The organism is Streptomyces bobili (assembly GCF_002154575.1).
Lineage (GTDB): Bacteria > Actinomycetota > Actinomycetes > Streptomycetales > Streptomycetaceae > Streptomyces > Streptomyces bobili.
This window is the reverse complement of sequence record NZ_MUBA01000224.1, coordinates 1-10148: the sequence shown is the minus strand read 5'-3', so window position 1 is coordinate 10148 and position 10148 is coordinate 1. Positions and strand designations below refer to the sequence as shown.

The following is a 10148-nucleotide window of genomic DNA, read 5'->3' as shown; positions in this document are numbered from 1 at the left end:
ACGTGCTCTCGGGCTGAGAGCGCCGGGTGCGCTGGGCGGGGGAGTGCTCAGCGCACCGGCGTGAAGTCCCTCGCCCCGATGAATTCCGGCCGTCGTACGGGTGCCGCGAACGGCTCGACCGCCGCGTTCTCCACGCTGTTGAAGACGATGAAGACGTTGCTGCGCGGGAACGGCGTGATGTTGTCGCCGGACCCGTGCATGCAGTTGCAGTCGAACCAGGTCGCCGAACCGGCGCGGCCCGTGAACAGCTTGATGCCGTACGCGGACGCCATCTCGGTGAGCGCCTCGTCGGAGGGCGTCCCCGCGTCCTGCATCTGCAGCGACTGCTTGTAGTTGTCCTTCGGCGTGGCCCCGGCGCAGCCCAGGAACGTCTTGTGCGACCCCGGCATGATCATCAGGCCGCCGTTGGTGTCGTGGTTCTCGGTCAGCGCGATCGAGACGGACACCGTCCGCATCCGGGGCAGACCGTCCTCGGCGTGCCAGGTCTCGAAGTCGGAGTGCCAGTAGAAGCCGGACGCGCCGAAGCCGGGCTTGACGTTGATCCGCGACTGGTGGACGTACACGTCCGAGCCGAGGAGCTGCCGGGCCCGCCCGACGACCCGCTCGTCGCGCACCAGCCGGGCGAAGACCTCGCTGATCCGGTGCACCTCGAAGACGGACCGGATCTCCTTCGTCCTCGGCTCGACGATGGACCGGTCGTCGGCCCGGATCGCCGGGTCGCCCACCAGCCGGTCCAACTCACCCTTGTAGACGGCGACTTCGTCGTCCGTGAGGAGCTGGTCGACGGCGGCGAAACCGTCCCGCTCGAACGACTGGAGGTCGAGCGGCTCGAACGGGCCGGGCGCGTCCGGGGCGCCCCAGACGACCGGGTCCTGGCGGGGGACGGTCACCTCGGTGGCGCCGCGGCTGGGATAGAGATCGGTGATGTGGGTGCCGGTGACAGTGGTCATGGGGATGTCACACCTCCTCGGGCTCGGTGAGCAGGGGATAGACGCCGTTCTCGTCGTGGTCCTCCCGTCCCGTGACGGGCGGGTTGAACACGCAGATGCAGCGGAAGTCCTCCTTGACGCGGAGCGTGTGCCGCTCGTGCCCGTCGAGGAGGTACATGGTCCCGGGCGTGATGGTGTGCGCCCGCCCGGTCTCGTGGTCGGTGAGTTCGGCCTCGCCCTCCACGCAGACGACGGCCTCGACGTGGTTCGCGTACCACATCGACGTCTCCGTGCCCGCGTACAGGATCGTCTCGTGCAGGGAGAAGCCGACCCTCTCCTTGGCCAGGACGATGCGCTTGCTCTCCCAGGTGCCGGACGCCGACCTCACATGCCGGTCGGTGCCCTCGATGTCCTTGAACGAACGGACGATCACGGTATTGCGATGCCTCCTAGGTAGGTGGTGGGCCTTGAACGGGATCAGGCGGTCTCGGGTACGGCGACGGTCTCCCGTACGGCGCGGGCGAGGACGCTCATGCCCTCGTCCAGTTCCTCGGGCGTCACGGTGAGCGCCGGCAGCAGCTTGACGACCTCGCCCTCCGGGCCCGACGTCTCGATCAGCAGCCCGAGTTCGAAGGCCCGGTGCGCCACCCGCCCGGCCCGGCCCTTGTCGTGGAACTCCAGGCCCCACACCAGGCCGCGGCCCCGGTACTCCTTGACGTCGGCGAGGTTCTCCTCGGTGATCGAGATCAGCTGCTGCTCGATCTGCTCCCCGCGCTTGCGGGTCTGCTTCTCCATCGCCGACCCGTCGGCCCAGTACGTCTCCAGCGCGGCGGTGGCCGTGACGAACGCCGGGTTGTTGCCGCGGAAGGTGCCGTTGTGCTCGCCCGGCTCCCACACGTCAAGCTCGGGCCTGAACAGGCACAGCGACATCGGCAGGCCGTAACCGCTGATGGACTTCGACACCGTGACGATGTCGGGGGTGATGCCCGCCTCCTCGAACGAGAAGAAGGCACCGGTGCGCCCGCACCCCATCTGGATGTCGTCGACGATCAGCAGCATGTCCTGCCGCTCGCACAGCTCGGCCAGCGCCCGCAGCCACTCCGGGCGCGCCACGTTGATGCCGCCCTCGCCCTGCACGGTCTCCACGATCACGGCGGCCGGCTTGTTGAGCCCGGAGCCCTGGTCCTCCAGGAGCCGTTCGAACCACAGGAAGTCCGGGACCTGGCCGTCGAAGTAGTTGTCGAACGGCATCGGCGTGCCGTGCACCAGCGGGATGCCCGCCCCGGCCCGCTTGAAGGCGTTCCCGGTGACCGCGAGCGAGCCGAGCGACATCCCGTGGAAGGCGTTGGTGAACGACACGATCGCTTCCCGCCCCTTCACCTTCCGGGCCAGCTTCAGCGCGGACTCCACGGCGTTGGTGCCGGTCGGGCCCGGGAACATGACCTTGTACGGCAGGTCACGCGGGCGCAGTACCAGGTCCTGGAAGGTCTGCAGGAAGGTCCGCTTGGCGACGGTGGACATGTCGAGTCCGTGGGTGACGCCGTCGCGCATCAGATAGTCGATCAACGCCCGTTTCAGTACCGGGTTGTTGTGGCCGTAGTTGAGCGACCCGGCACCGGCGAAGAAGTCGAGGTACTGGTGTCCGTCCTCGTCGTGCATCCGGCTGCCCTGCGCCCGGTCGAAGACGACGGGCCAGCCGCGGCAGTAGCTGCGCACCTCGGACTCGAGGGTCTCGAACACGCTGAGGTCGGGCTGGGTGATGGTCACGGCGAAAACACTCCTCGTGCGGGTCTGTGGGGTGGGGGAGTCGCGAAGGTCCGGGCGGCTCAGGCTGAGGTCAACGGGCCGATGTGGTACAGGACTTCGGGGTCGTGCGGGCCGTCAGGGAACAGTCCCGTGTCGAACAGGACCTTGCGCGTGACGTCCGCACCGTGGCGGGCGGCGTAGGAGGTGAACAGCCGCTCCGAGGCGGTGTTGCCCGGAGTGATCGTGGTCTCGACGGTGGTGAGGGGGCGCTCGGCGGCGACCCGCGCGGTCAGCCCGTCGAGCAGTGCGGCGGCCAGGCCCCGGCCGCGGTACGCGCCGTCGACGGCGACCTGCCAGACGAACAGGGTCTCCGGCGCCTCGGGGCGGACGTACCCGGTGACGAAACCGACCGGTTCGCCGCCCTCGGAGCGGGCCACGGCCGAGGTGCCGGCGAAGTCCCGGCACCACAGCAGATAGCTGTAGGAGGAGTTCACATCGAGCGTCCCGGATTCCTTGGCGATACGCCAGAGAGCGGTCCCGTCCGCCACCGAGGGGCGGTCGATCCGCAGGTCTGCTTGTGTGGCAGTCATGCGGATTGAACTTACCGAGAGAAATTCAAAAATGCATGGAGAGGTGGCGATGGTTCCGTGATGCCCTCGTGGTCACGTGACGCTTTGTGCCGTTTTCTACCGTACAAAACGGGTCAAATCTCCACCTCTGTGCAATGCGTCACGCGTCCGTAATGCGCTCGAAAAATCCCTGCGTTTAGGTCCGGGAGATCCGGGCAGGAGAACTCGGGAAAGCCATCCTGGGAAAGGGAGAGGGAAAGTCGAGGGGAAAGCGGCTGGAGAATTACCTCGAATTCAGGCTCCAGTGGCCCCGTCGATACGCTCCCGCAGAATGTCCGCGTGGCCGTTGTGCCGCGCGTACTCCTCGATGAGATGGATCAGCACCCAGCGCAGACTGACCCGCGCCCCGGCGACCGGCCCGTCGACGATCCGGCCGGTCTCCTCCAGCGAGCGTCCCGCGGTCAGCTCGCGCCCGCGCGCGACCTCCCGCTGCCACACCGTCAGCGCCTCGCCGAGTCCCCGCCCGGCGTCGAGGACGTATCCGGTGGGCTCCTCGAACACGGGCGGGACGTCGAGTCCCGCGAACACCCGCTGGAACCAGTTCCGTTCGACCTCGGCGAGATGCTGGACCAGGCCGAGCAGGGTGAGGGAGGAGGGCTCGGCCGAGGCCTGACGGACCTGCGTGTCGTCCAGGTCCGCGCACTTCAGCTTCAGGGTCGCGCGGTGGAAGTCGAGCCAACTGTCGAGCATGGCCCGCTCGTCACCGGTCATCAGGGGGACGGGACGGCCGTCGGGAAGAGTGGTCATGCGGCGAGCATGGCAGCCACCACCGACAGCCGGACGGGGCCGCGGGGCCCCGCGGCCCCGGTCACCGCCAGGCCGACTCCGCCGCCCGCAGCGCGCCCGGCAGGTCCGCGGTCAGGCCCCTCTCCGCGAGCGCCGCGCCCAGTGCCGTCAGGCTGCTGCGCACGGCACCCGGTGTCGCGTCCGCCCCGTAGTGGTTGACCCGGATCATCTCCTTGGCCAGCGCGCCCCCGCCCGCGGCCAGCGGCAGCGCCGGATCGCCCGTCAGCGCCCGCGCCACCAGCTCCGAGGCGACGACACCCGCGGGCGCCCTCAGCGTCGTGGCGACGGGCGCGGCCTCCCGCGCCTCGTGCACGTACGGCTCCAGCCCGACACCCAGCGCCACCGCACCCGCACGGGTCGCGGCGGCGGCGGACGCGTGCCGGGCCATCACGGTCTCCAGGCCGTCCGCCTCGATGCGCTCCACGCACGCCTCCAGCGCCAGCATCTCCAGCTGCGCCGGAGCGTGCGGCAGCGCTGTGCGGCCGCCGTCGACCCACCGCTCCTTCCAGTCCAGCAGTGACAGGTAGGAACGGCGCGGCGCCTTCGGGTTCGCCGCCATCCGGGCCCAGGCGCGCTCGCTCACCGACACCGCGGACACGCCCGCCGGGCCGCCCATCGCCTTCTGCGCGCCGATCACGCACAGGTCCACGCCCCACGCGTCCGGCAGCACCGGCTCGGCGCCCACGGAGGCCACGGCGTCGAGGTAGAACAGCGCGCCGTGCTCCTTCACCACCTCGCCGATCTCCGCGACGGGGTTGGTGTTCCCGGTGGCCGCCTCCGCGTGCACGAGCGACACGAAGCCGATCTCCGGGTGCTCGGCGAAGGCCGCGCGGATCTGCTCGGCGGTGACCGCCGTGTGGAAGGGCACCGCGAGGTCGATCACCGTGGCGCCGCAGTCCCGCAGCCAGTCGCCGAAGGTCCGCCCGTAGGGCCCGGTGATCACGTTCAGCGCGGTCGTGTCCGGCCCGGCCGTCCCGCGGATCGCGCCCTCCAGCGGCAGCAGCGCCTCGCCCTGCATGATCACGACGTCCTGCCGGGTGTCCAGCAGCCGTGCCACCCGGTCCTCGACCGAGGCGAACCGGGCGGCGCTCAACGGAGCGAGATCCAGGAAGGGGTGGGTCACGGCGGTGCTCTCTTCACTCACGGGGTAAGGGTGACGAGAGTAACCGGCGTGACCCCCACCACCCGGACCGGCGACTTCTTAGGCCGACGGACCGAAGTGCCAAGGGTTTGATTTGAGAGACTCAAACTTCTCCTTATAATCGGAACCTACAGTTCCCCCACAGGAAGGCCCGCCGTGAACACGCTCCTCGGGCGTCGCACCCGTGTCCTGGCCGCCACCACCGTCGCTGCCGGGCTCATGCTCGTGACCGCCTGCACCTCCAGCGACGACGGCGGCAGCGGCTCCAAGACCGCCGCGGGCGGTGTGGAGCTGGTCAAGGCGGGTCAGCTCACCACCTGCACCCACCTGCCCTACCCGCCGTTCCAGTCGGAGATCGACGGCAAGGTGCAGGGCTTCGACGTCTCCGTGATCGACCTGGTCGCCGAGGACCTGGGCGTGAAGCAGGAGATCCTGGACACGCCGTTCGAGAACTTCAAGACCGGCGCCTTCCTCAACTCCGGCGAGTGCGACCTGGCCGCGGCCGGCATGACCATCACCGAGGAGCGGAAGAAGAACGTCGACTTCTCCGACCCCTACTTCGACGCCACGCAGGCCGTCCTGGTGAACAAGGACGCCGGGGTGAACTCCCTCGCCGAGATCAAGTCGAAGAACGTCAAGCTCGGCGCGCAGGCGCAGACCACCGGCGAGGACTACGTGGTGAAGCAGGGCTTCGACCCGGTCTCCTTCGAGTCCTCCGACGCCGTCCTCAACGGCCTGCGCACCGGCCAGGTCAAGGCCGTCGTCATCGACTACCCGGTCGTCCAGGGCTGGCTGAAGGACAAGGCCAACGCGGACGCCTTCGAGATCGTCGACAACCTCAACACCGGTGAGCAGTACGGCTTCACGGTGAAGAAGGGCAACACCGAGCTGGTCGCCGCCATCAACAAGGCGATCGCCGACGCCAGGGCCGACGGCACGTACAAGAAGCTCTACGAGCAGTGGATCGGCCCGTACGACAGCGCCGCGGCCTCCCCGTCCGCCTCATGAGTGACGCCACGAAGCAGGACGTCCCGCTCCGCCGGAAGGGACTGTCGAGGACCCAGAAGCGCAGGCTGTCGCGCGGCATCCAGTACGCCGTCTTCGTCGCCGCCCTGATCGTCTTCGCGGCCTCGGCGGACTGGGACCGGCTGCAGAACCAGTTCGCGCAGGCGGACATCGCCGAGCAGATGTTCCCCGACGTCATCACGCTGGCGCTGAAGAACACCGTGCTGTACACCGTGTCCGGCTTCGCCGTCGGACTGGCCCTCGGCATGGTCATCGCGCTGATGCGACTGTCGTCCGTGGGCCCCTACCGCTGGCTCGCCGGCATCTACATCGAGATCTTCCGCGGCCTGCCCGCCCTGCTGATCTTCATCTTCATCGGCGTCGCGGTGCCGCTGGCCTTCCCGGGCACGGAGATCATCGGCGGCACGTACGGCAAGGTCGCCCTCGCCCTCGGCCTGGTCGCGGCGGCGTACATGGCGGAGACGATCCGCGCGGGCATCCAGGCGGTGCCCAAGGGGCAGCTGGAGGCGGCCCGTTCACTGGGCTTCTCGCCCGCCCGCGCCATGATCTCGATCATCATCCCGCAGGCCTTCCGCATCATCCTCCCGCCGCTCACCAACGAACTGGTGCTCCTGTTCAAGGACTCCTCGCTGGTGCTGTTCCTCGGCGTCACCCTGGAGGAACGCGAACTGTCCAAGTACGGCCGCGACCTGGCCAGTACGACCGCCAACTCCACCCCCATCCTCGTCGCCGGCCTGTGCTACCTGCTGGTGACCATCCCGCTCGGCTTCGTCGTGCGCCGCATGGAGGCGAAGGCCCAGGAGGCCGTGAAATGAGCCGACCGGAGATCGAAGTCCGAGGACTGCACAAGTCGTTCGGCGACAACGAGGTGCTGCGCGGCATCGACCTGGAGATCGGCCAGGGCGAGGTCGTCTGCGTCATCGGCCCGTCCGGCTCCGGCAAGTCCACCCTGCTGCGCTGCGTGAACCTCCTGGAGGAGCCCACGCGGGGGCAGGTGTTCGTCGGCGGCGTCGAACTGACCGACCCCGACGTCGACATCGACGCCGCCCGGCGCCGTATCGGCATGGTCTTCCAGCAGTTCAACCTCTTCCCGCACCTGACCGTGACCGAGAACCTGGCGCTGCCGCAGCGCCGGGTGCTCGGGCGCGGCAAGGCGGAGGCGGCCCGCGTCGCCGCCGAGAACCTGGAGCGGGTCGGCCTGTCCGAGAAGGCGACCGCCTACCCCTCCTCCCTCTCCGGCGGCCAGCAGCAGCGCGTGGCGATCGCCCGCGCGCTGGCCATGGGCCCCCGGGCGATGCTCTTCGACGAGCCGACGTCGGCCCTCGACCCCGAACTGGTCGGCGACGTCCTCGCGGTCATGCGCATGCTCGCGAACGAGGGCATGACGATGATGGTCGTCACCCACGAGATGACCTTCGCCCGCGAGGTCGCCGACCGGGTCGTCTTCATGGACGGCGGACTGATCGTCGAGGACGGCACCCCCGCGCAGGTCATCGGCGCCCCCCGGCACGAACGCACCCGCCACTTCCTCTCCCGCCTCCTCGACCCGGCGATGGCCGAGGTGGAGGAGGAGACCTCCGACCAGGTCGGCGGCGGTACCTGAGCCTCGGTCTAAGGTGCCGTGCATGAGCGACGACACGGTGCTGCACGTGAAGGGCAGGGTCCTCGCCGGACCGGACGAGGACCAGGTCCGCGACGAGTTGTGGGTGATCGACGGGCGGGTCTCCTACGACCGTCCCGCCGGCGCCCGTGACATCCGCACGGTGACCGGCTGGGCCCTGCCCGGCCTGGTCGACGCCCACTGCCATGTGGGCCTCGGCCCCCACGGGCCGGTCGACACCGACATCGCCGAGAAGCAGGCGCTCACCGACCGCGACGCCGGGACCCTGCTGATCCGCGACGCCGGTTCCCCCTCCGACACCCGCTGGGTCGACGACCGCGAAGACCTCCCGAAGATCATCCGGGCGGGCCGGCACATCGCCCGCACCCGCCGCTACATCCGCGGCTACGCCCACGAGATCGAGCCGGACGACCTCGTCGCGTACGTCGCCCAGGAGGCCCGGCGCGGCGACGGCTGGGTGAAACTGGTCGGCGACTGGATCGACCGCGACGCCGGCGACCTGACCGCGTGCTGGCCACGGGACGCCGTGGAGGCGGCGATCACAGAGGCGCACCGCCTGGGCGCCCGCGTGACGGCCCACTGCTTCGCCGAGTCCTCCCTGCGCGACCTGGTCGAGTCGGGCATCGACTGCGTCGAACACGCCACCGGCCTCACCGACGACCTGATCCCCCTGTTCGCCTCCCGCGGCGTCGCCATCGTCCCGACCCTGGTGAACATCGCGACCTTCCCGCAGCTCGCGGCCGCCGGCGAGACCAAGTACCCGGCCTGGTCGGCCCACATGCGCCGGCTCCACGCACGCCGCTACGACACCGTCCGCGACGCCTACGACGCCGGCATCCCCGTCTACGTCGGCACCGACGCGGGCGGCACCCTGCCGCACGGCCTGGTGGCCGCCGAGGTCGAGGAACTGGTGAAGGCAGGCATCCCCCCGGTGCGGGCCCTCGCCGCGACCACCTGGTCCGCCCGCAGCTGGCTCGGCCGCCCCGCCCTCGACGAGGGCGCCCCGGCCGACCTGGTGGTCTACGACCAGGACCCGCGAGCGGACGTACGGGTCCTTGCGGCGCCGTCACGACTTGTGCTGAACGGGCGGATCGTGGGCTGAAAAAGTCGAAGGCGCGTGCGGGTGCGCCCCGTTGGGGTGAAGTCGGGTGAGGGCGCTGTCGAACGGGCGGTGGTGCGACATCCTTTCGACGTCCCAAGCATTCTCTCTGGGGGTCCCACACCGTGAACCGCTACAACTTCCGCATGCCCGCACGCCGTTGTGCCACCGTGCTGGCCGCCACCGCCCTCGTCGCAGGTCCCGCCGCGCTGGCCGGCGCGCCCGCGGCGCAGGCGACCGACGAGGGGAGCGCGAGCGCCGTCGTGCTGCGCACCGGCCTCGACGTGGCCCTGCTCGACAAGACCGTCGACGTGCCCCTCGCCGTCTCCCTCAACGAGGTGCGCGCGCCGCGGAGCGCCGAGAAGACCGCGCTGACCGTCGAACTCGACGGCGTCGACGGCGGCCGACCCTTCAGCGTGCTGCGCGCGGACGTCGCCGAGTCGAAGGCCACGGCCGGGGCGGGCAGGGCCGAGGCATCGACCCGGCTGGCCCACGCCAGGCTGCACGTGCCGGGCCTTCCACTCCTCTCCCTCATCGAGATCGAGGCCGTCTCCGCCAAGGCCGTCTGCGAGGCCGGGAAGGCGCCGGTCGCCACCTCCAGCCCGGTCGGCGCGGTCACCGTCCTCGGCAAGCGGGTGTCCGTGTCGGCCGGCGGTCCCACCGAGGTGAAGGTGCCGGGGGTCGGCGAGGTCCGGCTGGATCTCGGGCAACGCGAGACGACGTCCCGTACGGCCGCCGCGACGGCCCTCGAACTGACCGTGTCCATCAACCCGTTGAACCTCAACGTCGCCGAGGTCACGGGCACGGTGACCCTGGCCGAGGCGACGTGTGAGACGCCGACGGCGGTGCGGAGCGAGGAGGCTCCGTCGAGCGCCGAGCCCGTCGAGGGCGTGAAGGCGCAGGGCGCCCCTTCGGAGGCCGGCCTCGCGGAGACGGGGGGCAGCTCGATGACGCCGTACGCCGCGGGCGGCGCGGTTGCCCTGCTGGCGGCGGGTGGGGCGGCGGTGGCCCTTACCCGGCGTCGCGGCTGAGGCCCCTGGGGGCTCCGCCCCCCCAGCCCGTCGTGGCGGAGTTCCGTGCCGGCGAAGGACGCCGCCGAAGCCTACGAGCCGTCAGGCCGATGATCCGCTGTCGATGACCAGGTCGGTGCCCACCACCGCGCCGGCCGCGG

The 10148-nt window shown here is 70.3% G+C and carries 11 protein-coding genes; 5 read left to right on the top strand and 6 right to left on the bottom strand.

Annotated features, from left to right (window positions below; genetic code table 11):
• Positions 1-47 precede the first annotated feature (47 nt).
• The 6 genes from thpD to BZL64_RS19090 form a co-directional block, all read right to left on the bottom strand.
• The gene (gene thpD / locus BZL64_RS19115; protein ID WP_086770407.1) at positions 48-950 is read right to left on the bottom strand and encodes an ectoine hydroxylase; all 903 of its coding nucleotides are present in this window, start codon (positions 948-950) and stop codon (positions 48-50) included.
• Positions 951-957: 7 nt separating this feature from the next.
• Complete coding sequence (locus tag BZL64_RS19110) at positions 958-1362, bottom strand: ectoine synthase (protein WP_086770406.1); 405 nt, start codon at positions 1360-1362, stop codon at positions 958-960.
• Positions 1363-1406: 44 nt separating this feature from the next.
• Complete coding sequence (gene ectB, locus BZL64_RS19105) at positions 1407-2696, bottom strand: diaminobutyrate--2-oxoglutarate transaminase (RefSeq protein WP_086770405.1); 1290 nt, start codon at positions 2694-2696, stop codon at positions 1407-1409.
• Between the two features lie 59 nt (positions 2697-2755).
• Positions 2756-3265 carry a diaminobutyrate acetyltransferase gene (gene ectA, locus BZL64_RS19100; RefSeq protein ID WP_086770404.1) on the bottom strand — a complete coding sequence of 170 codons (510 nt, stop codon included), beginning with the start codon at positions 3263-3265 and terminating at the stop codon, positions 2756-2758.
• A gap of 273 nt (positions 3266-3538) precedes the next feature.
• Entirely contained in the window at positions 3539-4051 is a 513-nt protein-coding gene (locus BZL64_RS19095) for a DinB family protein (protein ID WP_086770403.1), read from the bottom strand.
• 61 nt (positions 4052-4112) lie between these two features.
• Positions 4113-5213: a pyridoxal-phosphate-dependent aminotransferase family protein gene (locus tag BZL64_RS19090; protein ID WP_086770402.1), complete on the bottom strand. Its 1101-nt coding sequence runs from the start codon at positions 5211-5213 to the stop codon at positions 4113-4115.
• A 174-nt stretch (positions 5214-5387) separates the two neighbouring features.
• Between BZL64_RS19090 and BZL64_RS19085 the strand changes: the two genes are divergently transcribed.
• The 5 genes from BZL64_RS19085 (at position 5388) to BZL64_RS19065 (ending at position 10008) form a co-directional block, all read left to right on the top strand.
• A complete protein-coding gene (locus BZL64_RS19085; protein WP_086770401.1) occupies positions 5388-6239 on the top strand; it encodes a transporter substrate-binding domain-containing protein in 852 nt (283 codons plus the stop codon).
• Positions 6236-7072 carry an amino acid ABC transporter permease gene (locus BZL64_RS19080; RefSeq protein ID WP_086770400.1) on the top strand — a complete coding sequence of 279 codons (837 nt, stop codon included), beginning with the start codon at positions 6236-6238 and terminating at the stop codon, positions 7070-7072. The genes BZL64_RS19085 and BZL64_RS19080 overlap by 4 nt, the downstream gene beginning before the upstream one ends.
• On the top strand, positions 7069-7860 hold the full coding sequence (locus tag BZL64_RS19075) for an amino acid ABC transporter ATP-binding protein (protein WP_086770399.1): 792 nt from the start codon (positions 7069-7071) through the stop codon (positions 7858-7860). Before BZL64_RS19080 ends, BZL64_RS19075 begins: the two co-directional genes overlap by 4 nt.
• Before the next feature lie 22 nt (positions 7861-7882).
• A complete protein-coding gene (locus BZL64_RS19070; RefSeq protein ID WP_086770398.1) occupies positions 7883-8980 on the top strand; it encodes an amidohydrolase family protein in 1098 nt (365 codons plus the stop codon).
• A gap of 122 nt (positions 8981-9102) precedes the next feature.
• Positions 9103-10008 (top strand): SCO1860 family LAETG-anchored protein, encoded by a 906-nt coding sequence (locus BZL64_RS19065; RefSeq protein ID WP_086770397.1) that lies wholly within the window; start codon positions 9103-9105, stop codon positions 10006-10008.
• Positions 10009-10148: the final 140 nt, after the last annotated feature.